This is a genomic window from Halogeometricum sp. S3BR5-2 (assembly GCF_031624635.1).
GTDB classification, from domain to species: Archaea; Halobacteriota; Halobacteria; order Halobacteriales; family Haloferacaceae; genus Halogeometricum; species Halogeometricum luteum.
Window position 1 is genome coordinate 998,498 of the sequence record NZ_JAMQOQ010000002.1, and the last position, 26,673, is coordinate 1,025,170.

Annotated in this window: 26 protein-coding genes; 11 read left to right on the forward strand and 15 right to left on the reverse strand. The window is 68.3% G+C overall.

Annotated elements, in window-relative coordinates:
• Nucleotides 1–23: 23 nt before the first annotated feature.
• The 4 genes from NDI79_RS11775 to NDI79_RS11790 form a co-directional block, all read right to left on the reverse strand.
• Nucleotides 24–2,204 carry a DHH family phosphoesterase gene (locus tag NDI79_RS11775; RefSeq protein ID WP_310928643.1) on the reverse strand — a complete coding sequence of 727 codons (2,181 nt, stop codon included), beginning with the start codon at nt 2,202–2,204 and terminating at the stop codon, nt 24–26.
• Between the two features lie 222 nt (nt 2,205–2,426).
• Nucleotides 2,427–3,029 carry a YIP1 family protein gene (locus tag NDI79_RS11780; RefSeq protein ID WP_310928644.1) on the reverse strand — a complete coding sequence of 201 codons (603 nt, stop codon included), beginning with the start codon at nt 3,027–3,029 and terminating at the stop codon, nt 2,427–2,429.
• A gap of 9 nt (nt 3,030–3,038) precedes the next feature.
• Nucleotides 3,039–3,626, reverse strand: a complete 588-nt coding sequence (locus NDI79_RS11785) for a thymidine kinase (protein ID WP_310928645.1) — start codon at nt 3,624–3,626, stop codon at nt 3,039–3,041.
• Between the two features lie 94 nt (nt 3,627–3,720).
• Complete coding sequence (locus NDI79_RS11790; protein WP_310928646.1) at nt 3,721–4,302, reverse strand: NADPH-dependent FMN reductase; 582 nt, start codon at nt 4,300–4,302, stop codon at nt 3,721–3,723.
• 108 nt (nt 4,303–4,410) lie between these two features.
• Between NDI79_RS11790 and NDI79_RS11795 the strand changes: the two genes are divergently transcribed.
• On the forward strand, nt 4,411–4,749 hold the full coding sequence (locus NDI79_RS11795; RefSeq protein ID WP_310928647.1) for a DsrE family protein: 339 nt from the start codon (nt 4,411–4,413) through the stop codon (nt 4,747–4,749).
• A gap of 72 nt (nt 4,750–4,821) precedes the next feature.
• Here the strand turns inward: NDI79_RS11795 and NDI79_RS11800 are convergent, their stop codons facing one another.
• Both NDI79_RS11800 and NDI79_RS11805 read right to left on the reverse strand, forming a co-directional pair.
• Nucleotides 4,822–5,199, reverse strand: coding sequence for an SHOCT domain-containing protein (locus NDI79_RS11800; RefSeq protein ID WP_310928648.1), 378 nt, complete (start codon nt 5,197–5,199; stop codon nt 4,822–4,824).
• 109 nt (nt 5,200–5,308) lie between these two features.
• Nucleotides 5,309–6,574: a cation:proton antiporter gene (locus NDI79_RS11805; RefSeq protein WP_310928649.1), complete on the reverse strand. Its 1,266-nt coding sequence runs from the start codon at nt 6,572–6,574 to the stop codon at nt 5,309–5,311.
• 92 nt (nt 6,575–6,666) lie between these two features.
• Between NDI79_RS11805 and NDI79_RS11810 the strand changes: the two genes are divergently transcribed.
• The 5 genes from NDI79_RS11810 (at nt 6,667) to NDI79_RS11830 (ending at nt 11,497) form a co-directional block, all read left to right on the forward strand.
• Nucleotides 6,667–7,215 carry a DUF8159 domain-containing protein gene (locus tag NDI79_RS11810; protein ID WP_310928650.1) on the forward strand — a complete coding sequence of 183 codons (549 nt, stop codon included), beginning with the start codon at nt 6,667–6,669 and terminating at the stop codon, nt 7,213–7,215.
• Nucleotides 7,216–7,299: 84 nt separating this feature from the next.
• On the forward strand, nt 7,300–8,052 hold the full coding sequence (locus NDI79_RS11815) for a helix-turn-helix domain-containing protein (protein WP_310928651.1): 753 nt from the start codon (nt 7,300–7,302) through the stop codon (nt 8,050–8,052).
• Between the two features lie 140 nt (nt 8,053–8,192).
• On the forward strand, nt 8,193–9,707 hold the full coding sequence (locus tag NDI79_RS11820; protein WP_310928652.1) for an amidohydrolase family protein: 1,515 nt from the start codon (nt 8,193–8,195) through the stop codon (nt 9,705–9,707).
• A gap of 107 nt (nt 9,708–9,814) precedes the next feature.
• Nucleotides 9,815–10,705, forward strand: coding sequence for a carbonic anhydrase (locus NDI79_RS11825; RefSeq protein WP_310928653.1), 891 nt, complete (start codon nt 9,815–9,817; stop codon nt 10,703–10,705).
• Nucleotides 10,706–11,002: 297 nt separating this feature from the next.
• Nucleotides 11,003–11,497, forward strand: coding sequence for a universal stress protein (locus NDI79_RS11830; RefSeq protein WP_310928654.1), 495 nt, complete (start codon nt 11,003–11,005; stop codon nt 11,495–11,497).
• 60 nt (nt 11,498–11,557) lie between these two features.
• On the opposite strand, the gene NDI79_RS11835 is transcribed toward NDI79_RS11830, so the two are convergent.
• The gene (locus NDI79_RS11835) at nt 11,558–12,505 is read right to left on the reverse strand and encodes an HhH-GPD family protein (RefSeq protein ID WP_310928655.1); all 948 of its coding nucleotides are present in this window, start codon (nt 12,503–12,505) and stop codon (nt 11,558–11,560) included.
• 144 nt (nt 12,506–12,649) lie between these two features.
• On the opposite strand from NDI79_RS11835, the gene NDI79_RS11840 reads away from it, so the two are divergent.
• The gene (locus tag NDI79_RS11840) at nt 12,650–12,973 is read left to right on the forward strand and encodes a ribbon-helix-helix protein (protein ID WP_310928656.1); all 324 of its coding nucleotides are present in this window, start codon (nt 12,650–12,652) and stop codon (nt 12,971–12,973) included.
• Between the two features lie 285 nt (nt 12,974–13,258).
• On the opposite strand, the gene NDI79_RS11845 is transcribed toward NDI79_RS11840, so the two are convergent.
• Entirely contained in the window at nt 13,259–14,875 is a 1,617-nt protein-coding gene (locus NDI79_RS11845; protein ID WP_310928657.1) for a methyl-accepting chemotaxis protein, read from the reverse strand.
• Nucleotides 14,876–15,101: 226 nt separating this feature from the next.
• Between NDI79_RS11845 and NDI79_RS11850 the strand changes: the two genes are divergently transcribed.
• The gene (locus NDI79_RS11850) at nt 15,102–15,371 is read left to right on the forward strand and encodes a BolA family protein (RefSeq protein WP_310928658.1); all 270 of its coding nucleotides are present in this window, start codon (nt 15,102–15,104) and stop codon (nt 15,369–15,371) included.
• A gap of 28 nt (nt 15,372–15,399) precedes the next feature.
• Here NDI79_RS11850 and NDI79_RS11855 read toward each other — a convergent pair whose 3' ends face one another.
• From NDI79_RS11855 to NDI79_RS11870, 4 genes are read right to left on the reverse strand one after another with little or no spacing between them, the layout of a single operon-like run.
• Nucleotides 15,400–16,539, reverse strand: a complete 1,140-nt coding sequence (locus tag NDI79_RS11855) for an ABC transporter ATP-binding protein (protein ID WP_310928659.1) — start codon at nt 16,537–16,539, stop codon at nt 15,400–15,402.
• Nucleotides 16,540–17,436, reverse strand: a complete 897-nt coding sequence (locus NDI79_RS11860) for a carbohydrate ABC transporter permease (RefSeq protein WP_310928660.1) — start codon at nt 17,434–17,436, stop codon at nt 16,540–16,542.
• Complete coding sequence (locus tag NDI79_RS11865) at nt 17,433–18,452, reverse strand: carbohydrate ABC transporter permease (protein ID WP_310928661.1); 1,020 nt, start codon at nt 18,450–18,452, stop codon at nt 17,433–17,435. Before NDI79_RS11865 ends, NDI79_RS11860 begins: the two co-directional genes overlap by 4 nt.
• A gap of 9 nt (nt 18,453–18,461) precedes the next feature.
• A complete protein-coding gene (locus NDI79_RS11870; RefSeq protein WP_310928662.1) occupies nt 18,462–19,847 on the reverse strand; it encodes an ABC transporter substrate-binding protein in 1,386 nt (461 codons plus the stop codon).
• 349 nt (nt 19,848–20,196) lie between these two features.
• On the opposite strand from NDI79_RS11870, the gene NDI79_RS11875 reads away from it, so the two are divergent.
• The 3 genes from NDI79_RS11875 (at nt 20,197) to gatE (ending at nt 24,012) form a co-directional block, all read left to right on the forward strand.
• Complete coding sequence (locus NDI79_RS11875; RefSeq protein WP_310928663.1) at nt 20,197–21,603, forward strand: class II fumarate hydratase; 1,407 nt, start codon at nt 20,197–20,199, stop codon at nt 21,601–21,603.
• Nucleotides 21,604–21,777: 174 nt separating this feature from the next.
• The gene (locus NDI79_RS11880) at nt 21,778–21,942 is read left to right on the forward strand and encodes an HVO_2901 family zinc finger protein (protein WP_008383308.1); all 165 of its coding nucleotides are present in this window, start codon (nt 21,778–21,780) and stop codon (nt 21,940–21,942) included.
• Nucleotides 21,943–22,143: 201 nt separating this feature from the next.
• Nucleotides 22,144–24,012, forward strand: coding sequence for a Glu-tRNA(Gln) amidotransferase subunit GatE (gene gatE, locus NDI79_RS11885; RefSeq protein ID WP_310928664.1), 1,869 nt, complete (start codon nt 22,144–22,146; stop codon nt 24,010–24,012).
• Here the strand turns inward: gatE and NDI79_RS11890 are convergent.
• From NDI79_RS11890 to NDI79_RS11900, 3 genes are all read right to left on the reverse strand, one after another.
• A complete protein-coding gene (locus tag NDI79_RS11890) occupies nt 24,009–24,416 on the reverse strand; it encodes a hotdog family protein (RefSeq protein WP_310928665.1) in 408 nt (135 codons plus the stop codon). The two genes, gatE and NDI79_RS11890, sit on opposite strands and share 4 nt — an antisense overlap.
• 448 nt (nt 24,417–24,864) lie before the next feature.
• Nucleotides 24,865–25,791 carry a M48 family metalloprotease gene (locus NDI79_RS11895; RefSeq protein ID WP_310928737.1) on the reverse strand — a complete coding sequence of 309 codons (927 nt, stop codon included), beginning with the start codon at nt 25,789–25,791 and terminating at the stop codon, nt 24,865–24,867.
• 115 nt (nt 25,792–25,906) lie between these two features.
• On the reverse strand, nt 25,907–26,668 hold the full coding sequence (locus NDI79_RS11900; RefSeq protein WP_310928666.1) for an RNA methyltransferase: 762 nt from the start codon (nt 26,666–26,668) through the stop codon (nt 25,907–25,909).
• Between the last annotated feature and the right edge of the window lie 5 nt (nt 26,669–26,673).

Consider the following 26,673-nt stretch of genomic DNA (forward strand, 5'->3'; position numbering starts at 1 on the left):
GGGGTGCCGCGTGAGAACGAGAACTAGAACTGGTCGACGACGGCGTCGATGACCGCTTCGACCACGTCGTCGCGCGCGCCCGAGAGGAACTCGATGCGGTTGTCGCGGACGGCGACGGCCGTGACGCCGCCCTCGGGGACGGCCTCGCGGGCCGCCTCGGCGACGGCGCGGATGTCCACGTCGGCGGTGCCGCGGACGAACAGTTCGTCCGTCGAGGTGGCGACGGTGACGTAGTCGTCGCCCTCGCGGTTGCGGCGGTGGAGTTCGTCGACGAGCAGCGACGTCGGCGGGAAGTCGAAGCGGTGGGTGTACGCGTCGGCGTCGAGGACGGCGACGGTGACGTCGCCTTCCGTTCGCTCTTCGAGGTTCGCCTGCGCCGTCTCGACTTCGGTGTCGAGTTTGATGCGGAACTGCTCGGCGATGTGGCCGGCGAGGTTGCCCTCGACGGCGTCGGCGGCGCGCTGTGCGCCCGCCGAGACGCCGTCGTCGAACAGCAGGTCGGTGATGAGTTCGCGCTTGTCCTCGTAGGACTGGTAGTACGCTTCGAGGGCGATGGCCTCGCGGAGTTCGCGCGTCCGGTCGGCGTCGTAGCCGGCCTCCTCCGCCAGTTCGAGGTACGCCTCGGGCGTGTCCTCCCAGTAACTCACGGCGGGGAGGTGACCGATGTCCTCACGGATATCGGTATCGAGGGCGGCGGCGAGGTTCGCGCCGAGGGCGCCCGTCGAGAGGTCGGACGCGTCGGCGCCGACCAGTCCGGGGCTGACGACCACGTCGGCCTCGTCTTCCACGTCCTCGTCGGCGTCCGCGGCGTCGACGACGACGCGGTTCGCGCCGTAGACGCCGAGGAGGCCGAGTCCGTCCAGCGACTCGGCGGTCGCGCCGACGCCGAGCAGGAGGACCAAGGGCAGTTTCTCGCCGTGGCGCTGTTCGTCCTGGAGCATCCGCGTCACGTCGTTCGTCGCCGCGTCCATGCCGTAGACGGGGTCGTCGAGCGGTCGGCGGGTGAAGTAGTGGTACTCGGCGTCCGCGCGGTCGTGCTCCTCGCGGATGCGGGGGAGCACGGCGCGTTCGACGGCCGCGCCGGCGACGTAGCCGTCGGCGGTGGCCGGGTGGCGGACGACGATGGGCTGGGATTCGAGGATGGCGCGGTTGAGCGCCTCCGCGGCGTCGGTCAACCGCTCGGTGACCGCCTCGACCGACGCGTGGTCGGCCAGCGGTTCGACCGACTCGGGGCGGGCCTTCGCCGCCAGCGCGTCTTCGAGGCGCTGGAGGACGGCCTGCTCCTCCTCGCCGTCGAGGGCCGCGAGGTCCTCCGTCTCGACCTGCAGTTCGTCGCGGCGCATCTCCACCTCGCCGTCGAGGCGGACCACGTCGCCCTCCTCGATGTCGGGGTAGGCGCGGACGCCCGCCTCGACGAAGGCGGCGCAGTCGACGACGCCCGTCTCGTCGCGGAGTTCGAAGATGGTCGGGCCGCCGGTCTGTCGCGTGCTGACGATTTCGCCCTCGAGGCGCACGTCGTCGCCGACGCGCTCTTCGAGGCTGTCGACGGTGACGAGCGTGAAGCGGTCCTCGTCGGCGTCCGTCTCGGCCACGTCGTCGGCGTTGCCGTCGTCGCTCGGAACCGCTCGCTCCTCGCTCTCGTCGGCCTCGCTCTGCGCGTCCGCGTCGGCGCCGGTATCGTCGGCGTCGGACGACTCGGCGTCCGCGCCGTCGTCAGCGTCGCTCCGCCCGGCGTCGCTCTCTTCGTTCTCCTCGTCGCTCCGGGACTGGCTCTTCCCGTTACCGCGGCCGGAGGTCGACCCCGTCGACCCCTTCGGCTTCATCTTCACCGGGCCGGAGTCGTCGTCGTCGGAGGAGTCGACCGGTTCGCCGTCGTGGTCGCCGTTCGGGTCGTGAACCTTCGAGCCGCGGAACTCGCGTTCGGACTGGCGGATGGACCAGCCGAGGTCGATGTTACCGTTGTCGCGGATGTTCTTCACCTGCACGAACACGGTGTCGCCCGACTCCCAGTCGAGACTCTCCAGTCGACGGTCGAGTTCGCTGCGGTGCAGCAGTCCCGTCACTCCCTTCGCGAGGTCGACGAACACGCCGAACTCGGCGAACCCGTCGACCGTACCCTTGTAATAGCGCCCCGGCGTCAGCTGTTGTGGGGAATTTCCCCGAAACTCGAACCACACGTCTTCGTCGTGCGTAATCCAATCCATTGCGTGCAACAAACGACCCGGGACTAAAACCCTTGTCGAATCGCTCTCGGCGGCCGTTCGTCTCTGCGCCGTTGCTCCGCTCTGCCGCCGGATTCGACCGAAGACGGAAGGAATAGTCGGCCGGCCGATACGTCGCCGCCCGTCGATTCTCGAACGTCGGCGGCGCCTTCGGAGCGCAGGACGGTCGGCGTCGACCCGGGAGGAACGCGGCGCGCTGGGGGCTCAGATGAGACCCGCGAGACGGAGGACGTGCTCGAACGCCGCCCACCCCTCGAAGACGTAGCCGAACAGGAACGCCGCGGGGAGGGCGCCGACGGCGAGCGCTCGGCGGGTGCTCACGCCGTGTACCTCGCTCAGGCCCACGACGAGGAGCGTCGCGCCGTAGGCGGTGCAGACGAAGCGGAGTTCCGGCGAGGGGAGGCCGGCGAGGGCGCACGGCGCCGTCGCGTAGGCGACCACCTGTACCGTCTGGCTGATTCCGCCCCTGTCGCGGACGCCGACGAGGAGCAGGACGGTCTGTATCGCCGCGGTGAGATGCAGCACCGCCGGGGCGAGGAGGAGGGCGACGAGGGCGAGGCCGAGGAGCGCCGAGACGGCCGGGCCGCCGGCGAAGGCGGGGATGCGGCCGGGCGCGAACGCGAACAGGCCGGTGGTGTACGCGACGGCGACGACGACGGCGAAGACGAGTCCGGGCGCCTGGTCGCCCGGCGCGACGCCGTTCTTGAAGAACCGGCGGGGGCGGACGAGCACCTCGACCCACGCGCGGGCGACGCCGCGGGGGCCGCGTTCGCGCCCGCCCTCCGGATTTTCGACCCACGTAGTCACGTCGCTAGCTTATTCGCGTTGCAGCGTATGACAGTTGCGACATCGCGCCTCGTAGGACTCCTCCGCTCCGACGACGATGGTCGGGTCGTCGTAGCGGGCGGGTTCGCCGTCGACGAGCCGCTGATTCCGGGTCGCGGGTTCGCCGCAGACGGTGCAGATGGCCTGCAGTTTGTCGACGTACTCGGCCGTCGCCATCAGTTGCGGCAGGGGTTCGAACGGTTCGCCGCGGAACGTCTGGTCGGTGCCGGAGACGAGGACGCGGCGGCCGTCCGCCGCGAGGCGTTCGCAGACGTCCACGAGTTCGGCCGAGAAGAAGTTCGCCTCGTCGACGGCGACGACGTCCTCGCCGTTCAGTTTCTCTACGATATCCCAGACGCCCTCGCCCTCGGCGGGCACGACGTGCGCCTCCCACTGACTGCCGGCGTGCGACCCGACCGTCGTCTCGCCGTAGCGGTCGTCGACGGCGGGTTTGAACACCCCGACCTCCTGTCCGGCTATCTCGGCGCGCCGCAGTCGACGGAGCAGTTCCTCCGTCTTCCCGGAGAACATCGACCCCGTGATGACCTCCACCCACCCGCTCTTCGTGATGGCGTGCATACCTCCTTCGGGTGCGAGCGAACGGCAAAACCGTTGCTCATTCCGCGCCGCGCGGGGGGCGGTGACGCACCGCGTTCGCTCGGCGTGCGGGGTCCTATCGGCCGGCCGCGCCCACGTTCTCGCCCGCCTCGAACGTCGCCGGGTCGGGTTCGATGGTCGCGTACTCCACGACTCGCCTGCCGAGGACGCGGACCCGGCGGTCCAGTCCCTCGTTCGTCAACTCGTCGCCGTCGAACTGCGCGGAGACGTGCGGCAGGGCGGCCTGATGCGGGAGGACCCACGCGTTCAGCGCCCGGCAGACCGAGCGGAGGTGGTCGAGCGCCGTCACGGGGAAGCCGCCGCCGGCGACGGCCAGCAGTCCGACCGTCTTCCCGTCGAACTCGTCGAACCCGCAGTGGTCCAGCGCGTTCTTCAGCACGCCCGAGTACGACCCGTGGTAGACGGGCGTTCCGAGGACGAGGGCGTCGGCGTCGCCGACCCGTTCGACCACCGCCTCGCTGTCTCCCTGCGCGTCCTCGTCGGCGTCCAGCACCGGCAGGTCGTACTCCCGCAGGTCGAGCACCTCGCCCGTGCCGCCCGCCTCGCGGACGCCGTCGAGCGACCGCTCCAACGCCAATCGAGTGTAACTCCGCTTCCGAAGGCTCCCGCAGACGGCCACCACGTGTGTCGATGTCATATTACACGGTTCGCCCACGGGGACAAAAGTGGTGCGCGGTGGCGATGCGAGCGCCGCCGACGGCGAACGGCGGGAACGCTGAAGCGTGCCGCAGACGTGGAGCGCTGTATGAAGACGGTGTTCCACCTCACGAGCGGCGACGTGAGCGACTGGCGGCACGCGCTGGGGAACGTGAGCAACCTCCTCGACGACGGGACGGTCGAGGTAGAGGAGGTTGCGCTCCTCATCAACGGCGACGCCATCCACCTGTTCACCGAGGGGTCGCCGCTGGCCGAGGAGGTGCGGGCCCTCGGCGACGACGTGCGCTGTCTCGGCTGTCGCAACTCGCTGACCGGGCGCGACATCCCCGAATCGAGGCTGCTGGCGAACGTCGAGTCCGTCCCCTCGGGCGTCGGCGAACTGACGCGGTTACAGTCCGAGGGGTACGCGTACCTGAAAGTGCCGTAATCGAAGGGATCCGAAACCCGAGCCGCGAAGGGCGCTGTCGGCCGTTACCGGTCGGCGACGACTAATCGACGGCTACTGGCCGCTCAGCCGCCGCTTCCGGCTCTCGAACTCCGCCTCGTCGATTTCGCCGCGGGCGTATCGCTCCCGGAGTTCGTCCATGGCCGGATCGGTTCGGCCGTCCTCGCGCCGCGCGAGGAACCAGTAGGTGACCGCGACCGGGACGCCGACGAGGAGAGCCGTCCAGAGGAGGCCGACGAACAGCATCCCGAGGCCCCAGCCGCCCATCCCCATCCATCCGGCGGTTCCGGGTCCCATCCATCCGCCCGCGCCCATGTGAGGCATCCACCACCCGTTCGTTCCGCCGCCGGACACCACCGCGGTTCCGAGGGCGAACGCGCCGACGACGGCGACTGTACCGACCGCCCAACCGAGGAGTTTTCGCTCGTTCATCGTAGCTCACTCGTCTAGAGGGAGGCGGCCTAATAGGATAAGATGGACATCGGTTCCCTCGAACCGGGAACCGCGAGCGGCGACTCGGGAGCCGCGGATGTCGAGTTCCTCACGACGACCGGCGTTCGAGCAGCTTCAGCGCCGGCGTGGCCGAGACGCCGTGGACGACGACGGAGACGAGGACGACGGCGCCGACGAGCGCCCAGAGCCGCCGGGCCTCGGGGAAGGGGGCGACGTTCAGCGCGTGCGCGAGGTAGTAGAACGAACCCAGCCCCCGGATGCCGAACGACGCGATGACGCCGCGTTCGAGGGGGTCGCGGTCGAACCCGAAGAGACCGACGGCGCCGGCGAGGGGTCGGACGACGAACACGAGCGTCAGCGCCACCGCGACGCCCGTCGTCGTCAACGGGTCGAGCAATCCGGCGGCGAGCGCCCCGCCGAACAGCACCATCAGCACCGTCATCAGCGTCTGTTCGCTCTTCTCGGCGACGTCGTGGAGCGTCTCGTTGTAGTCGTGCTCTCGCTCGGCGTCCCGGACGACGAGGGCGGCGACGAAGACGGCCAGGAAGCCGTACCCGCCGACGAGTTCGGTGAACGCGTAGACGAGGAGCGTCCCGCCGAGCGCCTCCATCCCCCGAACGCTCCGGGCGAGTTCCGAGTCCGGGCTACCGGCGAAGACGACCCAGCCGAGCGCCCGGCCGACGAGGTACCCCGAGAGCAGTCCGACCGCGAGTTTGTACCCGACGTCGACGAGCGCCCACTCGCCGAGCCAGAGGCCCGGGTCGACGCCGAGAAGCGCCACGGCGATGGCGAGGTTCGTGAACGGGAACGCGAGGCTGTCGTTGAGTCCGGCCTCCGAGGTGAGCGCGAAGCGGACCTCGTCGGTCTTCCCGGCCGCCCCCTCGGCGGGTTCGTCCTCCGCGCCCGCGCCGGGCTCTTCGACCTGCATCTCGGAGGCCAACACCGGGTCGGTCGGCGCGAGCACGGCCCCGAGCAGCAGTGCGGTCGTGAGCGCGAACCCGGCGACGCCCCACCCCAGCAGCGCCGCGGCGGCGATGGACAGCGGCATCGTCACGCCGAGCAGTCGCCACGTCGACGCCCAATCGCGGAGGCCGGGGGTGCGGTCGAGTTTCAACCCGGCCCCGGTCAGCGCGAGGATGACGCCGAGTTCGGTTAGCTTCTCCGCGAGGGTGCCGTACTTCAGAGGGTCCGGCGCCGGGAGTCCCAGCGGAAGCGAGAAGGCCGCGAAGCCGAGGCTCACGTAGAATATCGGGAGCGAGACGGGCCAGTCGCTGACGAATCGGGGGAGCACCGCGAGACCGACGAGGGCGAGCCCGACGACCAACTGCGCGAAGAAGTACGGTTCGAGGGCCATGGCGGCGACTCTCCCCGGTCCCGTAAATAAATACTCGCCAATCTGCAAAAATATTTATTCGTAGTGGCGTAGAATAAACATCCATCCATCCCATGCGACGACGCCACATCCTCCGTCGCGGCGCGGCCGCCCTCGCAGTCGGTCTCACCGCCGGGTGCGCGGCGAAGGCGGACGGCGGGAGCGACACGCCCACGGCGGCGAAACGGCAGACCCCGGCCCACGGCGACCTGCCGGCCCTCCCCGTCGAGGAGCGGTGGTCGGTCGCCGGGCGGTCGGTCGGGGACGCCGCGTCGACCGACGTCGCCGACGCCGACGCGTTCGAGGCGGCCGTCGCCGAGGGCGGACCGGCCGTCGAGAAACTGACGAAGCGCGGAAAGAAACTCGAACTGAAGGCGACTCCGAGCGACGCCGCCGGGCGGGGCGTCGTCACCGACGTGGGACACGTCGCGGGCGCCTACGCCGCCCTCGTCCGGAGCGACGACTCCTTCGAGCGCGTCAGCGTCGCGCTTCTCGACGGCGGAAAGAAGCCGTTCGGGTCGTTTCAGGTCGTCACGCCGTGGGCGGAGCGGTACGTCGACGGCGAGTGGACCGCCACGGAGTACGGCGAGGCCGTCCTCGGGACGCTGAAGACGAAGTCGTAGTCAGTCGCCCGGAAAAGGGCGGAGATACCGGCGGCGAGTTCCGGGCGACCGAGCGCTCACTTCCACGCCCCGCGTAACGCGTTCGTGCGAGAGTTTGCATTCACGGTGACCTACGAGGAGGGCGCCGACCACCTGATGGACGTGTTCATCGCCAACCCGGGGCTCTACGCGCGGACCGTCTCCTGCCACGCGACGGCCGATACGATGTGGCGGGTCGACGAGGTGACCGGCCCCCGGGAGGCGCTCTCGGCGTTCGACGAGCAACTGGCGCGACTCGACCGGTGTTCGAACCTCCGGGGGATGGGCGGGTGTCCGGTCGACCTCTCCTACGAGGTGCTCGCGAAGCGACCGACGAGTCGGGTCGTCTACTCCCGGCAGTCGGAGGGGGGCGACTGCAGGTCGGTCCCCTATCTCGCCGCCGCTCACCTCGGAGACGGGACGCTCTGCCGGGCCGAACAGCACGGCCGCGAGTACAAGTGGCGCATCCTCGCCGACGAGGACGCCGCGGTCGGCGCCGTCTACGACGAACTGGAGGCGAACCTCCGGGATGGCTTCGAACTCGACTTCGAGCGGCTGAGCCGCTCGCCCGACTGGGCCGACGACGCGGGCGGGGACCTGCCGCTGGAACAGCGGAAGGCGCTGGAACTCGCGGTCGAACACGGCTACTACCGGAATCCGCGGGAGAAATCGCTCCAAGAAATTGCGGAGGCCGAGGGGCTGCCCACCTCGACGCTGCAGTACCGCCTCACCCGCGCGGAGGCGTGGCTGGCCACGACGTTCGTCTCGAACGGGGGCGCGACCGCCGCACCGGCGGCGGAGTCGCCGGCGGACGACTGACCGGAGCGGCGAAGGGAGGGAACGCCGTCGCCGGGTCGCGCGGACGGCCTCGCCCCGCGACTCTCAGCGGTGCGGACCGGTGTTGGGATATCACGAACGAGCGTCCAACGTGGTTCGGACCCAACTCGAAACCGTAGACAATGACCGAGAACGCGGACGCGACGGGAACGGACGTATCGCGGCGACGAGTGCTTCAGGCCGGCGGAACGGCGCTCGCGGGACTCACCTTCGCCTCGTCGGCGAGCGCGCACGAGTCCGACGCCGAGCGGGGACGCGGCGCGGACGCGTCGGGGCGAGGAGCCGTCGACCGGACGCTCATCGAGGATGGCATCGTCGTCTCCGTCGACCCCGACATCGGCGTGCAGTACGGGGCCGACGTGCTCGTCGAGGACGGGCGAATCAGCCGAATCGAAGCGGACATCGAGGACGCCGACGCCGACGTCATCGACGCCAGCGACGCCGTCGTCCTCCCCGGGTTCGTCAACACCCACCTGCACACGTGGCAGGCGGGGGTCCGGGGCGTCGCAGGCAACTGGACGTTCCTCGAGTACCTGGAGACGATGCTCGGCGAGATAAGCGCGCAGTACGAGCCGAGAGACGCCTATCTCGGCAACCTCTTCGGCGCCGTCGAGCAGTTGAACGCGGGGACGACGACGGTGCTCGACTGGTTCCACATCGCCAACACCCCTCGTCACACCGACGCCGCGATAGACGGACTGGCGGACGCCGGCATCCGGGCGCTGTTCGCGCACGGGCCGCCGGGCGACGACAGCGCGACGTGGTGGGAGGACAGCGGCGTCACCCACCCCGACGACATCCGCCGCCTCCACGAGGAGCGGTTCCCCTCCGAGGACGGCCTGCTCTCTTTGGCGATGGGCATTCGCGGCCCCGACTACTCGACGGACGAGGTGGTGACCGACGACATCGAACTCGCCCGCGAACTCGGGATTCCGGCGTCGATGCACATCGGGTCGCTCGGCGGCGGCGGCGTCGAGAAACTGCACGAACTGGGGCTGCTGGGCGACGACCTCAACTACGTCCACGGCAACCGCCTCTCCGCCGAGGAGTTCGCGCTCATCGGCGACTCCGGTGGGTCCCTCTCGACCACCCCCGAAGTCGAGATGCAGATGGGGATGGGCATGCCGGCGCTCGGCGACGCTATCGACGGCGGCGCGATTCCATCCGTCGGCGTCGACATCGTCTCGAACGTGAGCGGCGACATGTTCACGCAGAACCGGATGGCCCTGCAGGTTCAGCGAGCGCTCGACAACCAGCCGACCGTCGAGCGCGGCGAGCAGATTCAGAGCGTCTCTCTGAGCGCCCACCGCGCGCTCGAACTGATGACCATCGAGGGCGCCCGGGCGCTCGGCATGGAGTCGGAAATCGGGTCGCTCACGCCCGGGAAGCGGGCCGACATCACGCTGATTCGAGCGGACGACATCGGCACCGCTCCCGTGCACGACCCCGTCCAGACGGCGGTGTTCCAAGCGGGCGTCGCGAACGTCGACACGGTGCTCGTCGACGGCCGCGTCGTCAAGCGCGACGGCGACCTCTACAACGCCACGGCGAAGCGGCGTCGGGAGCAACTCGTCCGCTCGGGCGAGCGGGTGCTCCGGGAGAGCGGCCTGCTGGAGGACGGTCGCTTCCAGCGGTGAGGCCCGTCTGGTGCCGTCGCCGGCCGTGAGGGGCTGACGCCCCTCGAATCAGCCGAGGGCGCCGCGGCCACCGCTTCTAAGTACGGATTGAGAGAAGCGGCAAGAGCATGAGCGACGACACCTCGATGAGCAGACGGACGGCGCTGAAAACCGGCGGCGCGGGCGCGGCGATGCTTGGTATCCTCGGGTACGGGGCGGGAGGGGTAGCGGCCGCCGACGCCGAGTCAGGGGCGGACGAGGGCCGCGAGGATTCGGAGTCGAAGCCGGAGGCGGAGGCCGAATCGGCCGGCGACGAGTTCGCCTTCGGCGGCGACCTCCCGGGACTGCTCGAACGCAACGGTCTCTGGTCGGGCGCGCTCCCGGAGGGGTACTTCGAGGGCGTCCGGACCTCGCAGTCCCCGGCGGTCGTCTCGGTCTGTTGCTCGGACTCGCGGGTCTCACAGGAGGGGATGTTCGCGGCACCCCTCGACGCCGGCTTCCTGTTCAAGCCGTCCAACATCGGCAACAAGGTCACGACGCGCGTCGACGGGGAGCGAGCGGTCGACGGGAGCTTCCTGTACGGGTTGGAGGTGTCCGGCGCCTCCTCGGGCGTCGTCGTCGGTCACACGGGATGCGGGGCCGTCACGGCCGCCTACGAGTCCGTCGTCGGGGAGGCGGGGGAGCAACCGCCCGGAATCGAGGAGGAGGTCGCACCCATCGTCGACGTGGTCGAGGAGGCCCTCGACGGCGGCGCCGTCGAGACGGACGCCGAGAAACGAGCGGTCGTAAACCAACTCGTCGAGTACAACGTCCACGCGCAGGTGGAGTACCTCCGCGAGAGCGACGAGGTGTCCGAAGGGAAGGACCTCTACGGCTTCGTCTACGACTTCCAGAACGCCTACGGCGACGTGGACGGTCGGACCGTACTCGTCAACGTCGACGGCGAGACCGACACCGACGCGCTTCGGGAGGCGGTTCCGGACGGCTACGAGGAGTTCGTCGGGAGTCTGCTTCACTGAGGTCGTCGCGTCGTTCGCCTCTCGGAGGCCCGTTCGCCGCCAAAGCCGTTCGGGCGGGCGCGTGCTTCGGGAGAGCGGTCTCTCGGAGGACGGTCGCTTCGAGCGATGAGTTGAGAGAAGCGCCAAGCGCGTGAGCGACGGCACCGAGGTCGGCAGACGGGGGGCGCTGGAAGCCGGTGGCGCAGACGCGACGCTACGGCCCGTTGTCCGACCCTCACGAACGTACGGTACAGATATTTACTCGAAATAGAGTTAATCTGCAGAAGCCTTATTAGCGCTTCTCGCGTACGGTTTCGTATGGAAACGCCCGTCGCGACTCAGAAACCCACGCAGACCGGACTTCAAAACGTACTCGTCGCCGTCGGACCGACCGACAGCGACCGCCTCGACCGCCTCGTCGAGGAGACGATCGACGTCGCCGGCCCCACTGGCGCGACGGTCGTCCTCGCGCACACCTTCAGCCCCGAGGACTTCGAGGACCGGGTCGAGGCGCTGGGCTTCGACGAAGCGACGAACGACGTCTCCCCCGACAGCGTGGCCGTCCGGTACTCCGTCATCCGCGAGTTCGCGGCCCGCCTCGACGCCGAGGGCATCGACTACGAGGTTCGCGGCACCGTCGGCGACGAGGACGAGGGTATCACCGCTCTGGCCGAGGAGTCCGACGCCGACCGCATCCTCGTCGGCGGCCGCAAGCGCTCTCCCACCGGGAAGGCGGTCTTCGGGAGCCTCGCACAACAGATCATGCTCTCCGCGCCCTGCCCGGTGACGTTCGTCCGCGCGGACACCGAGTAGTGCCCCGTTGCCTCTCGAACTGATCTTTTCGACGTCCGCTCTCTCCCGCGTGGCCGACGCTCAGCCTCGAAGCCGGGCGACCGTCCCGCCGTCGCGTTCCGCGAGTTCGACCAACTCGTCGGCCGCGAGGTCGGAGAGGAGGCCGCGCAGCCACTCTTCGCCCGTTTCGCCGCCGTAGTCGACGCGAACCCGCGGCCCGAGTTCCGCCAGGGAGAGTTCGTCGTACTCGCCGAGCACGCGAACGACCCGGCCCCGAAACTGTCGTCGACTCCCCTCGAACTCCGGTTGCGTCGGCACGTCCGGCGCGGTGAAGTCGCCCGTCTCGTAGGCGTGACACCACCGCCTCCACGGACAACCCTCTTCGTCGCACCGCGGCGTCTTCCCGCAGGCGACCCCGCCGAGTTCCATAATAGCGTTGTTCCAGACGCGCGACTCGCCGTCGGGCATGAGGCCGGAGGCGACGCGTTCGAACGCGGCGTCGTCGTCGGGGACGTCGAAGGCGCGGTGCAGAACCCGTTTCACGTTCGTGTCCACCACCGCGTCCCCGTTATCGAACGCGAACGAGGCGACGGCGTTCGCCGTGTAGGGACCGACGCCCATCAGTTCCGACAGTTCCTCGGGCGTGCGCGGGAACTCGCCGTCGTACTCTTCGACCACCTGTCGGGCCGCCTCGTGGAGGTACTTCGCGCGGTTGTTGTAGCCGAGGCTGTGACCGCTCCAGAAGGAGACGACGTCGCTGCGGTCGGCGGCCGCGAGGTCGGCGGCGGTGGGCCACTCCTCGAGGAAGTCCGCCCACGCCTCGACGACGCGGCCGAGTTGCGTCTGCTGACTCATCACCTCCGAGACGAGAATCTCGTAGGGGTCGTGCGTCCGCCGCCACGGGAAGTCGCGGTGGTCCGCCTCGTACCACTCGACGAGGGCGTCGCGGACGGCCTCTACCTCCGCGGGGTCGTCGGGAAGGGCGGGCGCGTCGCCGGCGTCGAGGGTCGAAGCGTCGCCGTCGGTCATCGTGCGGAGGTGGGCCGGCGCGGGCTTAGGGGTGGTGATTCCGCGTCGGTCGGGTCGGTTCGACGGTCCGGATAGTCGCCGGTCCGAGCGGGGGTCCGTCCCGAGTCGCAGAAGCCTTACGGGCCGCAGTCCTCGGGGGAGGATATGGGACTCGACGAACTCACCGACGACGTCGAAGCCGCGTACGCCGACATCGACGCGGAGTCGACGGCGTCGCTGGACCGCGAGACGCGACACGAACTGGCGATGCTGTCGGCCGTCTTCGAGACCGACGAGACGGACGAACTGCTCCGTCGGGCGGTCCACCTGCTGTTTCAGACCACCGTCGACCGGGGGACGCTGGACTTCCACCTCCGGCAGGGCTACGACGTGACGTACGACGAGTACCTCTCGGGGATGACCTACGACGAGGTGACGGGTCAGGACCAGTACCCGCAACGCGACGACGAGCGGCGCTACCAGATGTAGGGCGGGCAGACCCCGAGGATCCCACAGGTCGGCGGAACTCGACCGCTCACCCCACTCGGCCGCGACGGCGTCTGCGCAGGTCGCGAGACCGCAGCATTCGTTCGATTCGTGCGACGCCCGAGCAGGTAGAACGGTTCGCCGCTACTCATCGAGATCGAATCTGTGTGTCGAGAGACGTCGCCGAGGTCGTTCTCGGGGAGGCGCAACGGAGACGGTCGCAAAAAGGGTCGTCCGCGGTCGGGTGTCGTTCGAGAGCGGTCCGGTCGGAGGGCCGTCGGAACCCGGCTACGGTCGGCCGCCGTCCGTTGCCACGGTCGCGCGCTCCCGCCCGGGGTTCGCTGCGTCACCGCCCGTCGCGTCGTCGACGCCGCTCGTCGGCCGGTCGTTCGGCGCGTCGGCCGCGCCGGCGCCGTCCGCCGACGCGCCCACCTCGAACTGGGCGAGTCGCTCTTGGAGTTCGTCGACCTGCTGCGCCAGTCGAGTGGCGCTGTCGGTCACCTCGCCGAGCGAGGCCGTCTGCTCCTCGGCGGCCGCGGAGACGTTCTCCGCCTCACTGGTCGTCTCCTCGACGACGCTCGCCACCTCGTCCGTCATCGATTGGACCTCCTGGGCGGCGTTCGCCTGCTCGGAAGTGGCCGAGGATATCTCGTCGGCGCTGCGGTTCGCCTCGCCGATGGCGTCGTCGATGTCGTCCAGCGTTCGGAGCGCGCTTGTCACGGACTCGGTCCCCTCGGAGACCGACTCGCGCATCCCCTCGATGCCCTCGGTCACGTCCGTCCGCTGCTCGCGCACCTCCTCGACGAGCGTCGCGATGTCGTCGGCGAACTCCCGCGTCTCCTCGGCCAGCGACTTCACCTCGTTGGAGACGACCGCGAAGCCCTCGCCGGCCTCGCCCGCGCGGGCCGCCTCGATGTTGGCGTTCAGCGCGAGGATGTTCGTCTGCTCGGCCAGACCGCCGATGAGGTCGGTTATCTCGCCCACTTTGACCAGTTTTTCGTCCAGCCGCTCGACGGCGGTGACCGTCTCTTCGGTCTCGCGTTCGATGGCGTCGATGCCGGAGAGGGCGTCCTCGGCGAACGCCTGCCCGCGTTCGCTCTGGGTCGCCGCCTCGTCGGCCTGCGCCGCCACCTCGTCGGACGCGGCCGCGACCTGCTGGATGGCGGCCGAGAGCGTCTCTATCTCGCCCGAGAGCGAGGTGACGCTGTCGGACTGCTCGCGCGCGCCCGAGGATATCTGCTCGACGGACTCGGCGACTTCCTGGCTCGCGCGGTTCACCTCGCCGGCGCTGGTCGCCACCTCCTCGCTCTGCGCGGCGACGTCGTCGGAGAAGCGCTTGACCGCGAGCACCGTCCCCTCCAATCCGACCATCATCTCGTTGAAGGCCTCGGCGATGCGGCGCATGTCGCGGCTGTTGCTGTCCTCGTTCATCCGCGCGGTCATGTCGTTCGCGGCGGCCGCGCGCATCGTTTCGAGGTGCGCGCTCGTGTCGTCGCGTTGGTCCCGCAGGTCCCGACGAAGCATGTCGACGCCGTCGGAGACGCGGCCGAGTTCGTCCGGACGACCCAAGTCGGCGCGTTCGTCCAAATCGCCGTTCCGGATGCGTTCGACGCGCCCTTCGAGCGTTCGGAGCGGTGCAGCGACGTATCGGGCGAGAAAGAGCGCGATGCCCACGAGGCCGAGGAGCGTCCCCGCGAACAGGACGCCGAGGTCGACGAGCAGCACCTGCTCCAGGTCCCGCGCTACCGCCGCCGATGTCTGGCTTTCGATCTTAGCGGCGAGACTGACGTAGGTGTAGACGCTGGCCCCGCCGACGAACACCGTGACGACGAGGAACAAAGAGACGAGCACCTTCGTGAAACTGTCTCTGATCTGATTCAATAGGGGGATATGTTCGACTTTCATCGTACGATTCACACCTAGGAAAACGTGAAGGTTATAGCTGCCCGTCCAATTATCGGCAGTGATTTTTGACGTATTCGAATTCGCTCGGCGGTACGTGGAAATAGTAATGACCGTTCGAGATACGACGGCACGTCGTCGGTCGTCTCGCCGCCGCCGCGGCCCGGGTCGAGCCCGGTCGTCGGTCGTTCCCGGAGGACTTTATCGGCCGGCGGCCCCACCTGCGGGTATGGAGACCGCAGAAGTCGAACGACTCATCGAGTCGGGTATCGAGGACGCGGAGGCGACGGTGACGCTCCCCCGGGTCCCGGACGAGGACCACGAGGACGCGCACTTCGCGGCCGTCGTCGTCTCGACGGCGTTCGACGGGAAGACGCTCGTCCAGCAACACCAGATGGTGTACGACGCCCTCGGGGAGTCGATGACGACGGACATCCACGCGATGGAGTTGAAGACGTACACGCCCGAGGAGTACGAGGCCGCCGGCGAGTCGGCGTGAGGAAGGGGTAGCTACCGGGGCGGTCCGCTCAGAGGCGGGGTTCCGTCTCTTCGAGTTCGGCGAGCGAGCGGTTCTTCAGCGCCGCGCCCGTGTCGGTGTCGAACAGGTGGATTGCGTCCTCGGGGATGCGGGCGACGACCGGTTGCCCGGCGTCGAGGCTCCGCATCCCGTCGATGGTCGCCACGAAGTCCGCCGGGTCGTCCGTCTCGAACGACAGGTAGACGTTGTTCTCGTTACCCATCGGTTCGACGACGTCGACGACGGTGCCGAAGTCGTGGTCGCCCTCTCCCTCGTCGACGAGTTCGACGTCCTCCGGTCGGATGCCGAGCGTGACGTTCGTCGCGTCGCCGACGGCCTCGCGCGTCTTCTGGGAGATGGGGTAGTCGAACCGGTCGCCGCTCAACCGGTCGCCCTGCGTCTCCATCTCGAAGAAGTTCATCGAGGGTTCGCCGATGAACCCCGCGACGAACAGGTTCGCGGGCTGGTGGTACGCCTCCAGCGGCGTCGCCACCTGCTGGAGCACGCCGTCGTTGAGGATGGCGATGCGGTCGCCCATCGTCATCGCCTCCGTCTGGTCGTGGGTGACGTAGACGGTGGTGACGCCGAGGTCCTCCTGCAGGCGCTGAAGCTCCGTGCGCATCTGCGAGCGGAGTTTGGCGTCGAGGTTCGAGAGGGGTTCGTCCATCAGGAACACCTTCGGGTCGCGCACGATGGCGCGGCCGAGGGCGACGCGCTGTTGCTGCCCGCCGGAGAGTTCGCCGGGTTTCCGGTCGAGCAGGTCGCCGATGCTCAGCATCTCGGCGGTGTCCGTGACGACCGACGATATCTCGCCGTCGGCCATGTCGGTCGACTCTTCGAGGCCGAACGACATGTTCTGGCGGACGGTCATGTGGGGGTACAGCGCGTACGACTGGAACACCATCGCGATGTCGCGGTCGCGGGGCGGTCGGCCGGTGACCACCTCGCCGCCGAGGTTGATATCCCCGCTGGATATCGTCTCCAGCCCCGCTATCATCCGGAGCGTGGTCGATTTCCCGCACCCCGAGGGACCGACGAGGACGAGAAACTCCCCGTCGGCGATATCTATCGAGACGTCGTCGACCGCGACGATGTCCGAGCCGTCGTCGTCGTACACCTTCGTAACGTGATCGAGTGTGAGTTCTGCCATTTATGATTCACCTGCGACCCCTTCGGCGAACTGGTCGCCGAACAGGACGTACACCAGGAGCGTCGGAAGCGCCGCGACGAACGCGGCGGCCATCTGGACGTTGTACTGCTGGACCATCGAGCCCTGGAGTTTGTTCAGCGCGATCGTCGCCACCTCGCTCGTCGGCGAGGACACCAACACCAGCGCGAACAGGAAGTCGTTCCACACCTGCGTGAACTGGTAGATGAGCACCACCGCGAACATCGGCTTCGACAGCGGGAAGATGATGCGCCGATAGATGCGCGTGAACGTCGCGCCGTCGATACGAGCCGCCTCCAGCATCGAGGCGTCGAAGCTCGCGTAGTACGACCGGAACAGGATGGTGCAGATGGGAATCCCGTAGGCCGTGTGCGTGACGACGAGTTCGATGAGTCCGACCCGCTGTGCGAGGAACGGCACGCCGGCGAGGTGATTCTGCAGGCCGACGATGGTCCAAAAGCGCGTCAGCGGGACGAGCACGGACTGATACGGGACGAACATCCCGGCGACGAACAGCATCAGCACCGCGGCCTGTCCGCGCCAGTTGAGGTTCGTCAGCCCGTACGCCGCCACGGAGCCGATGAGGCCCGACAGCACCGTCGCCGGGATGGCGACGAACGCGCTGTTGTACAGCGCGCCGGAGAAGTCCGTGAGCGGACCCTGCATCGTCGCCCACGCCTCGTACCACGGTTGGAGCGTGAAGCCGTCGCCGAACGGCGGGACGAACGGCGTCGACGAGAAGAACGCGTCCTGCGTCTTGATGGCCGTCATCAGCCCCGTCTCCAGCGGCGCGAGGTAGAACAGCCCCATCGCGACGAGGACGGCGTACAGCGCGATGCGGGAGACGCTTGGGAAGCGCCCGTCCGTGTCGGTGCTCATAGGTCACCCCGCTGGTACTGCACGTAGAGGTACGGACCGATGACCACCAACGCGAGCAGGAACAGCACGGTGGCGATGGCCGCCCCGTACGCCCAGTTCGAGGAGCTGAACGCCTCGCGGAACATCATCGTCGCGAGGATGTCCGTCGAGGGGCCCGGCGTGTCGCCGAACATGACGTAGAGGAAGTCGAACGCCTTCAGCGCGAACACCATCAGCACGACGGCGGCGCTCATCGTCGAGGCGCGCAGTTGCGGGATGATGACGCGCCAGTACATGCGGAGCGTCGACGCGCCGTCGATGCGCGCCGCCTCGAACTGGTCGCTCGGGATGGCGCGCAGGCCGGCGAGGTAGACGACCATGCAGTAGCCGCTGAACTGCCACATCAAAGCGAAGATGACCGCCCAGAGCTTCGTGCTCGGGTCGCTGATCCAGTCATTCGCGAGGAAGCCGAGACCGATGCCTCTGAGAACGACGTTGATGAGACCGAACTCGGGGTTGTACATCCACGCCCAGAAGATGGCCGTCACGACGAACGACAGGCTCATCGGCAGGAGGTAGATGGTCCGCAGTGTGTTCTCGAAGCGGATGCCCCGGTCGACCAAGATGGCCACGAGGAGACCGACCACCAGCGAGACGACGGTGAACGCGACCAGGAGGACGACGGTGTTGCGCGCGGCCGCGACGAACGTCGGGTCCGCCAGCATCTGCGCGTACATCGAGAAGTCGAGGTCGCCGTAGTCGGGACTGCCGAACCCCTCCCACTCGGTCAGCGAGATGACGGCGTTCCAGCCGATGGCGCCGTAGACGAACAGGCCCATGAGGAGCGCCGGCGGGAGCCAGAAGGGCAGCGAGCGGACGAACTCCGACTCGCGCCACGAGCGCTGGGACCCTTCGGTCGATCCCGCCGTCTGCGTGACGGTGCCGCCGTCGGTCCGGACGTCGCCGTCGCTGCCGCCGCTCCGGTCGCTCTCTTCGCCGCCGCGGGTCGCGAGTCGTCGAAAGAGTGATTCGAGCATCGTCGCCCGTTAGTTGGACGGGAAGGCGTTGACGAGCGCGGTGGTCGTCGACTGGACGTTCCACTGCTCGTTGAAGCCCGCGAACGCCTCGTCGATGTTGCCGTGGACGTCCGGGGTGACCGCCGTCCCGTGCGCGATGGTCGGCGGCTGGGAGTCGGAGTTCTTGAAGTCCTCTATCTGCGAGGAGAGGAACGGCCCGAACTGCTCGGTGGGCACGTCGGTCCGCGGCGGGATGGACCCCTTGATGGGGTTGAACCGCTCCTGCGCGTCGACGGTGCCGCAGTAGCTCAGGAACTTCCGCGTCGCGTCGGGCGAGGGGTTGTTCTTCGGGAAGACGAACGAGTCGGTCACCACGGAGTACATCGAACCGGTGCCCGGGAACGGGACCATGTTCCAGTCGCTCTCGTACTCGAAGTCCGAGGCGGACTTGTACTGCCCCGCCGCCCAGTCGCCCTGGTGGATGAACGCGGCGTTGCCGTTGACCACCTTGCTGTTCGCCTGGTCCCACGAGATGGAGCCGGCGTCGTCGTTGAAGTGCTGGTGGTAGTCCTTCAGCGTCTGGAGCGACTCGCTGACGGCGCTCTCGTGCTGACCGATGTTGCCGTTGACGATGGCGTCGTTGTACGCGTCGACGCCGTTGTATCCGAGGAAGATGGTCTCCCACAGTTGGACGGACGACCACGGCGACTGCGTCTGGTGGGCCATCGGCACCGCGTCGGTGTTCTCTGCGACGGTGCCGAGCGCATCCGTGACCGCGGCGGGGTCCGAGAGGCTGGACGGGTCGACGCCCGCCTCCTCGAGGACCGCCGTGTTGTAGAAGAGGTTGTTGAGCCGGTGGATGTTGAGCGGCACCGCGACGTAGTTACCCGCCGGTTGGGCGAGTTCCTGGACGCCCTGCCGATAGGCGTCGCGCATGTCCTGGCTCCACACCGAGTCGCCAAGCGTGTTCAGCACGTCGCCCTCGACGTACTGGGTGAGCGCCTTACCCGGCCATATCTGGAACGTGCTCGGCGGGTTCTGGTTGAGCACGCGGTTCTTGACGACCGTGTCGAGCGCCGACCCCGCGCCGCCGGGCGCCGGGTTGTTGTTTATCTGGACGTCGGGGTACTCCTGTCGGAAGCCTTCGAGCAGGGCGTTCAGCGCGTCCTGCTCGCCGCCGGCCGTCCACCAGTGGACGAGTTCGAGGGCGTTGCCGCTGCCGCCGCCGCTCTCTTCGGTCGCCGTGTCGGTGGACTCGCCGCTCGTCCCCTCGCCGCCCGCCTGCGTCGTCTCCGTGTCAGTCTGTTCGCCGCCGCTCGAACAGCCGGCGAGTCCGGCCATACCGGCACCCGCCAGACCGCTGAGTCGAAGATACGTGCGTCGGGAGAGTCCGTCGTCGTTGGTGTTTTCGTTCATGGTAATTTGTCGCTGACAGTTGCGCGTAGACTATTCTGCATACCTTACTTAAACGTTGTCGGTCTTTACTGATATATGAGTGAATCAGTATGTCACTGAATCGGGTGAGGTACTAAATGGACCGACGCAACGCTGCCACGGCGGGAGTGAATAATTTTTCAGATAGGTCTGCGCTGACGGCGGCGAAGAAAATCGTGTCGAATCGCCGTGTTTCGGGTCGCACCGCGGAGATTTCGTTCCCGGTCTCCGAATATTGTTTTCGGTTCGTGAAACGCCTTCGTAGGCGCGCCGAGGGCGAATCGAGCCGGGACCAACGGGTTTTACGCGCACACCCTTCGTCTCCCGACGTATGAGCGAGGACTTCCGTACCGAACGGGACAGTCTCGGTGAGATGCAGGTGCCGGCGGACGCCTACTGGGGCGCCCAGACCCAACGCGCCGTCGAGAACTTCCCCATCTCGGGCATCACGTTCAGCCGCCGGTTCGTCCGCGCACTGGGCGTCGTGAAGAAGGGGGCCGCGCAGGCGAACCGCGACCTCGGACTCGTCGAGGAGGAGAAGGCCGACGCCATCGTCGAGGCCGCCGACGAGGTCATCGCCGGCGAACACGACGACCAGTTCCCCGTCGACGTGTTCCAGACGGGGTCGGGCACCTCCTCGAACATGAACGCCAACGAGGTCATCGCCAACCGCGCCGCCGAACTGCTGGGCGAGGAGATAGGCGACCGGGCCGTCCACCCGAACGACCACGTCAACTACGGACAGTCCTCGAACGACGTCATCCCGACGGCGATGCACGTCTCCGCGCTCGAAGCGGTCGAGAAGGACCTCCTGCCCGCCCTCGACACCCTGCGCGAAGCGCTCGAAGCGAAGGAGGAGGAGTTCTCGGGCGTCGTCAAGACGGGGCGCACCCACCTGCAGGACGCGACGCCCATCACGCTCGGACAGGAGTTCGGCGGCTACCGCACCCAGATAGAGAAGGGTCTCGGCCGCGTCGACAACGTCCGCGAGCACCTCTCGGAACTCGCCCTCGGCGGCACCGCGGTGGGGACGGGACTGAACACCCACCCCGAGTTCCCCGAGAAGGCGGCCGAGTACATCTCCGAGGAGACCGGCGTCGAGTTCCGCGAGGCCGACGACCACTTCGAGGCGCAGGCCGCCCACGACGCGATGAGCGAGGCGCACGGCGCCCTCCGCACCGTCGCCGGGTCGATGAACAAGATAGCCAACGACCTGCGCCTGCTGGCTTCCGGCCCGCGCAACGGCCTCGGGGAGATAGAGCAACCGGAGAACCAGCCCGGCAGTTCCATCATGCCAGGGAAAATCAACCCGGTCGTCGCCGAGGCGGTCAACCAGGTCCACAAGCAGGTCGTCGGCAACGACGCCGCCGTCTCCGCCGGCGCCGCCGAGGGGCAGATAGACCTCAACCTCTACAAGCCCGTCATCGCGCACAACTTCCTCGAGTCGACGCAGATGCTGTCGAACGCCGCCGAGACGTTCGGGACGAAGTTCGTCCGCAAACTGGAGGCCAACGAGGAGGTCTGCGAGGAACAGGTCGAGCGCTCGATGGCGCTGGCCACCGCCCTGAACCCCACAATCGGCTACGACAAGGCGAGCGAAGTCGCCAAGACGGCGCTGAAGGAGGGCAAGACCGTCCGCGAAGTCGTCGTCGACAAGGGCTACCTCTCCGAGGAGGAGGCCGCCGAGGTGCTCGACCCCGAGAAGATGACTCACCGGGGCATCCTCGGCGACGACTGAGGGGGCGTCGCGGCGGGCCGGAGCGGTCCGCGTCGGGTGTGGCACGGTTTCTCAATAGTTTCTTTCGGAAGTGTCAGTTCGGAAACCCGGCGACGGAGGCGCCTCCGTGCGGAACAGTCACGAACGGCGGACAGAATCGGTATTTTGATGCCGGAATCCGTAGAAATAGCAATCATGCCGAGCCTTCAGTATCGGCGTGAGCACGGCCGCGACATGTTGGAGTGTCGAGGTTGCGGCGCCACGTTCCCGGAGGGGCAAGCGACGAACGACGGTTGGCACTACGAGTGCCCCGAGTGCAACGAGGCGACGGGTCTCGGTCAGGGCTTGCGTCGCGTCTAAGCGACGGACAGGACGGGTCCGTGGCCGGACCCGAAACGGATGGATGGAGCGCGGAGCGTCGATTTCTCGCGGGCGCGGTATCGACCGCGTCCGCCCGTTGATTCGAAACCTGAGTGGTTCCTCCGCCGACGGCCCACAGTCCCGACCGCGCCGGCGTCGGTTGTGAATCCTTTTTACACCCCGCACTCGCATTGGCTATCAATGAGCGCGTACGACTACGAGGGCCTCGGACTCGTCGCGGGGCTGGAGATCCACCAGCAACTCGACACCGCGACGAAACTGTTCTGCGGGTGTCCGACCGCCATCCGCGACCCCGACGACGCCGAGCGGACGTTCACCCGGTTTCTCCACCCGACGAAGAGCGAACTCGGCGAACTCGACGAGGCGGCCTTAGAGGAGAGCCGCGTCGACCGCGAGTTCGAGTACCTCGCCTACGACACCACCTGCCTGGTCGAGGAGGACGACGAACCGCCGCACCGACTCGACGAGGAGGCCCGCGAAGTGGTCATGCAGATAGCCTCGCTCCTCGATATGGACGCGGTGGACCAGGCGCACGTCATGCGCAAACTCGTCATCGACGGCTCGAACACCTCCGGTTTCCAGCGCTCCTCGCTGGTCGCGCAGGACGGCGAAATCGAGACGAGCGACGGCCCCGTCGGCGTCGAGGACCTGATGCTCGAAGAGGAGTCCGCCCAACGGGTCGAGGAGCGCGAGGACGGCGTCACGTTCTCGCTGGACCGACTGGGAATCCCGCTCGTCGAAATCGGCACCCGGCCGGACATCTCCTCGCCCGAACAGGCGCGCGAGGCGGCCGAGACCATCGGAATGCTGCTGCGTTCGACGGGGAAGGTCAAGCGCGGCCTCGGCACCATCCGGCAGGACGTGAACGTCTCCATCGCCGACGGCGCGCGCGTGGAGATAAAGGGCGTGCAGGCGCTGGACGCCATCGACGACATCGTCCGCAACGAGGTGGGTCGGCAGGTCGAACTGCTCGCCATCCGCGACGAACTGGAGTCGAGAGACGCCTCGGTCGGCGAGGCCACCGACGTGACCGAGGTGTTCGAGGGAACGGATTCGGGCGTCATCGGCGGCGCCCTCTCCTCGGGCGGCGCCGTCCGCGCCGTCCCCCTGTTCGGCTTCGACGGCCTCGTCGGGCGGGAGATTCAGCCCGACCGCCGCCTCGGCACCGAACTCTCGGACCACGCCAAGCGCCACGGCGCGGGCGGCATCTTCCACACCGACGAACTGCCCGCCTACGGCGTCACCGACGAGGAGGTCGAATCCCTCCGCGAGGCGGTCGGCGCCGGCGAGGACGACGCCGTCGCCATCGTCGCCACCGACCCCGAGACGGCCGAGTTGGCCATCGACGCCGCGAAGGCCCGCGCGGAGACGGCGCTGTCGGGCGTCCCCGAGGAGACCCGCGGCGCGAACGACGACGGCACGACGCGCTACCTGCGCCCCCTGCCCGGTGCGGCGCGGATGTACCCCGAGACGGACGTTCCGCCCGTGGAACTCGACCCCTCGGAGGTGGAGACGCCCGAACTCCTCACCGAGAAAGTCGAACGCTATCAGACTCAGTTCGGCCTCGGCGCCGGCCTCGCCGAACAGGTCGCCTACGGTCGGCGGATGCCGCTCTTCGAACGCGCGACGGACGAGGGCGTCGACGCAACGTTCGCCGCGGGCCTCCTCGAATCCACGCTGACGGAACTGCGCCGCGACGACGTGGCCGTCGGGAACGTCTCCGACGAGCACCTCCTCGACCTGATGCACCTCGTCGAGGACGGCGAGTTGGCGAAGGAGGGCGTCAACGACGTGCTGACGGCAATCGCGGAGGACCCCTCGCTGTCGGCCGAGGAGGCAATCGAGGAGGCCGGCCTCTCGGGCGTCGACGAGTCCGAGGTGCGCGACGCCGTGAGCGAGGTCGTCGAGCGCAACCGCGGACAGGTCGAAGAGCAGGGTATGGGTGCGTTCTCGGCGCTGATGGGCGAGGCGATGGGCGCCCTCCGCGGGAAGGCCGACGGCGAAGTCGTCAGTTCGGTGCTCCGCGAGGAGATTCAGAAGCGCGCCTAAGGTTTCCGGACGAGTCCGGTCACCGTCCCCGTCATCACTACCGTCGAGTCGTCGCCGTTCTCACTTCCATTCTCCCGCGTGCAGGTCACGTCCACCGAGAGGTCGTACCGGTCGTCTCGCTCCTCGACGCTCTCGACGACGCACTCACAGCGGACGGCGTCGCCGGTGTACACGGGTCGATGAAACTCGAAGGCGAACGAACGGCCGAGCACGCCGAGGTCGCCGCCCACCTCGGTCGGCAGCGTCGCCGTCAGGAGGCCGTGGACGAGTAACCTCCCGTCCGCGTCGGGTTCGGTGTGTCTCGGTTGGTCGTCGTTCGAGAGCGACGCGAACTGTCGAACGTCCTCGGTCGAGAACGACCGCTCGACGGCGTGCGTGTCCCCCTCGCGCGGGTGGTCGGGCATGAATCGGACGCACTCGCCGGCGGGGCAAGAAGCTGTCTCCGCGGCGTCGTCGAACTTCCGTTCGTTCGAGATTGTCCTCCCGAAACAACCGTTCGGTAGCGCCTGCGAACTCGCCGACTCGAATCGGACCGCGATTACCTCGTCGCGGGCGTGAGTTGTGACTCCCTACCGTGACGAATCAGGACGGAAAGACAGACTTGACGGGCCGGGCGTGCTGACTCTCGATGACTTCTCCCCGATAATCAACGAGGAAGCGTATTCACGCGTTTGGGTTGCTAGCTAACGCACAGGTTCTAGTTGGGCCTGTGTGCCCGTCGAGTCTGCCAGAAGGCCATCGGCACCGGCCTTCCCATGTGAGTGTATATGTCGCATGTTGTTTAAATCCAACGGATATAGTGCGATATTCGAACGGGCGTCTCCGTCTTCTTCCACCATCGCCGCCACCGCGTCACCGAACCCCGATTCGCACCCGGTCGTCCTCGGCGCGGCGGAGTCGCTCGACGCGGTCCTCCGTCCGCGGGTGCGTCGAGAACAGGTCGCGGAGAGCGCGTTCCTCGCCGGACTCCACCTCCCCGCGAATCCACAGCGGCGAGAGGATACCGAACTCGGGGGTCGCCGCTCGCTCTATCTTCTCCAACGCGCGCGCGAGGGCGAGCGGTCGCCCCGTGACGGCGGCGGCACGGGCGTCGGCGGCGTACTCCCGGCGGCGCGAGTGCGCCCGCGCGAACAGCGTCACCGCGGCCATCGCCACGGCGACTCCCTGTTCGAGGCGCCGGCGGGCGCGGCCGGGGACCGTCTCGGCCCACGAGGCGGGGTCGCCGCGGAACCACGCCGCCGCGAAGGCGAGGCCGCTGACGAGGAATACGACCGGCGAGACGGCGGCGTAGGCGAGGCTGACGACGGTCTGGACGGCGCTGAACGCGAGCGTCTGGACGAGGCTGTCGCGGCGTTCGAGGTGCGCCAGTTCGTGCGCCAACAGCCCCTCGAACTCCGCGCGGTCGAGGAGTCGGAGCAGGGCGGCGTCGACGACGACGGTGTCGCGGCCCGCGGTGTCGAGGGCGAACGCGTTCGGCGTCTGCAGTCTGACCACCATCAGGCGCGGCGCCGCCACGTCCATCCGCTCGACCAGGCCGTCGAGCACGTCGTAGGCGCCCGGGACTCGCGCTCTGGACAGTTCGCGGGCGTCGAGTTGGGCGAGGAGGCGCGCCGTCCCGACCCGGAGGCTGAGGTAGCCGAAGACGACGGTGAGGACGGCGACGGTGAGGACGGCCGTCGTCGGGTCGGGGCGCAGGCGCCACAACGTCGCCAGCGCGACGTAACTGCCGTACGCCAACAGCCCGTAGAACAGGAGGACGACGACGCCGACCAGGACCATCAGGAGTCGGATACCGCCGCGGGCGGGGGAGGCGGACATCGAGGGTCGATAGGGCACCGAACGTCAAAACGGTTCGTCCGGCGGCGGGACGGCGTTCGCGCGGCCGACGGCGCGGTCAGTCCTCGCGCCCGTCGGAGTCGGCGCTCCCGAACCGGTCCAGTCGGTCGGTGGCCCGGCGGAACACGCCCGTCAGCGTGTGTATCTCGCGGTCCGTAGGATGAGCGCGGCCGACGACGCGGCGCATCATGCGCATCGTCTTCGGGCGCTTGTGGTCGCGGTGTTCGACGCGTTCGAGGAACGACCCGAAGTTGTCGTAGAAGCGCTCGATATCGCCCTCCTCGGCCCTGTCGCGTTCCACGTCGGGCAACTGCGTCTCCTCGACGGTCAGCGAGCGGAGTTCGTAGAACAGCACCGTCGCCGCCTGTCCGAGGTTGAGAACGGGGTACTCGCCGCTGGCCGGGATGGAGCACACCTCGTCGAGGACGGCGAGTTCGTCGTTGTTGAGGCCGCGGCCCTCCCGACCGAAGACGAGGGCCGTCTTCGTGTCGACCGCCTCCAGACTCTCCCGCACCTCGACGGGCGTCTTGAACGGGTAGCGGACGTGCTTTCGACTATCTTCGTTCGTGATGGCCGTCGTCCCGACGGTGTGGTACTCCGAGACGATTTCGTCGAACGTCACCTCCTCGGCGTTCGGGAGGACGTCCTCGCGGGCGTGGCCGGCGAAGCCGTACGCCTCGCCGTCCGGTTCCAGTTCCGGGGGGTTCACGAGTTTGAGGTCCGTCAGCCCGAAGTTCTTCATCGCGCGGGCGATGGTGCCGACGTTCCCCGGCGTCTCGGGTTCGACGACGACGACGACGGGCGTGTGACTGCGCGGCATCCTCG

What these genes read in the sequence shown, in the direction of transcription:
- NDI79_RS11775 (WP_310928643.1), bottom strand. Translation starts at nt 2,204, where the DNA reads ATGGATTGGATTACGCACGACGAAGACGTGTGGTTCGAGTTTCGGGGA.
- NDI79_RS11830 (WP_310928654.1), top strand. Translation starts at nt 11,003, where the DNA reads ATGGAAACGCCCGTCGCGACTCAGAAACCCACGCAGACCGGACTTCAA.
- NDI79_RS11855 (WP_310928659.1), bottom strand. Translation starts at nt 16,539, where the DNA reads ATGGCAGAACTCACACTCGATCACGTTACGAAGGTGTACGACGACGAC.
- NDI79_RS11840 (WP_310928656.1), top strand. Translation starts at nt 12,650, where the DNA reads ATGGGACTCGACGAACTCACCGACGACGTCGAAGCCGCGTACGCCGAC.
- gatE (WP_310928664.1), top strand. Translation starts at nt 22,144, where the DNA reads ATGAGCGCGTACGACTACGAGGGCCTCGGACTCGTCGCGGGGCTGGAG.
- NDI79_RS11795 (WP_310928647.1), top strand. Translation starts at nt 4,411, where the DNA reads ATGAAGACGGTGTTCCACCTCACGAGCGGCGACGTGAGCGACTGGCGG.
- NDI79_RS11875 (WP_310928663.1), top strand. Translation starts at nt 20,197, where the DNA reads ATGAGCGAGGACTTCCGTACCGAACGGGACAGTCTCGGTGAGATGCAG.
- NDI79_RS11870 (WP_310928662.1), bottom strand. Translation starts at nt 19,847, where the DNA reads ATGAACGAAAACACCAACGACGACGGACTCTCCCGACGCACGTATCTT.
- NDI79_RS11810 (WP_310928650.1), top strand. Translation starts at nt 6,667, where the DNA reads ATGCGACGACGCCACATCCTCCGTCGCGGCGCGGCCGCCCTCGCAGTC.
- NDI79_RS11805 (WP_310928649.1), bottom strand. Translation starts at nt 6,574, where the DNA reads ATGGCCCTCGAACCGTACTTCTTCGCGCAGTTGGTCGTCGGGCTCGCC.
- NDI79_RS11865 (WP_310928661.1), bottom strand. Translation starts at nt 18,452, where the DNA reads ATGCTCGAATCACTCTTTCGACGACTCGCGACCCGCGGCGGCGAAGAG.
- NDI79_RS11850 (WP_310928658.1), top strand. Translation starts at nt 15,102, where the DNA reads ATGGAGACCGCAGAAGTCGAACGACTCATCGAGTCGGGTATCGAGGAC.
- NDI79_RS11825 (WP_310928653.1), top strand. Translation starts at nt 9,815, where the DNA reads ATGAGCGACGACACCTCGATGAGCAGACGGACGGCGCTGAAAACCGGC.
- NDI79_RS11860 (WP_310928660.1), bottom strand. Translation starts at nt 17,436, where the DNA reads ATGAGCACCGACACGGACGGGCGCTTCCCAAGCGTCTCCCGCATCGCG.
- NDI79_RS11880 (WP_008383308.1), top strand. Translation starts at nt 21,778, where the DNA reads ATGCCGAGCCTTCAGTATCGGCGTGAGCACGGCCGCGACATGTTGGAG.
- NDI79_RS11845 (WP_310928657.1), bottom strand. Translation starts at nt 14,875, where the DNA reads ATGAAAGTCGAACATATCCCCCTATTGAATCAGATCAGAGACAGTTTC.
- NDI79_RS11790 (WP_310928646.1), bottom strand. Translation starts at nt 4,302, where the DNA reads ATGACATCGACACACGTGGTGGCCGTCTGCGGGAGCCTTCGGAAGCGG.
- NDI79_RS11835 (WP_310928655.1), bottom strand. Translation starts at nt 12,505, where the DNA reads ATGACCGACGGCGACGCTTCGACCCTCGACGCCGGCGACGCGCCCGCC.
- NDI79_RS11785 (WP_310928645.1), bottom strand. Translation starts at nt 3,626, where the DNA reads ATGCACGCCATCACGAAGAGCGGGTGGGTGGAGGTCATCACGGGGTCG.
- NDI79_RS11820 (WP_310928652.1), top strand. Translation starts at nt 8,193, where the DNA reads ATGACCGAGAACGCGGACGCGACGGGAACGGACGTATCGCGGCGACGA.
- NDI79_RS11900 (WP_310928666.1), bottom strand. Translation starts at nt 26,668, where the DNA reads ATGCCGCGCAGTCACACGCCCGTCGTCGTCGTCGTCGAACCCGAGACG.
- NDI79_RS11895 (WP_310928737.1), bottom strand. Translation starts at nt 25,791, where the DNA reads ATGGTCCTGGTCGGCGTCGTCGTCCTCCTGTTCTACGGGCTGTTGGCG.
- NDI79_RS11800 (WP_310928648.1), bottom strand. Translation starts at nt 5,199, where the DNA reads ATGAACGAGCGAAAACTCCTCGGTTGGGCGGTCGGTACAGTCGCCGTC.
- NDI79_RS11890 (WP_310928665.1), bottom strand. Translation starts at nt 24,416, where the DNA reads ATGCCCGACCACCCGCGCGAGGGGGACACGCACGCCGTCGAGCGGTCG.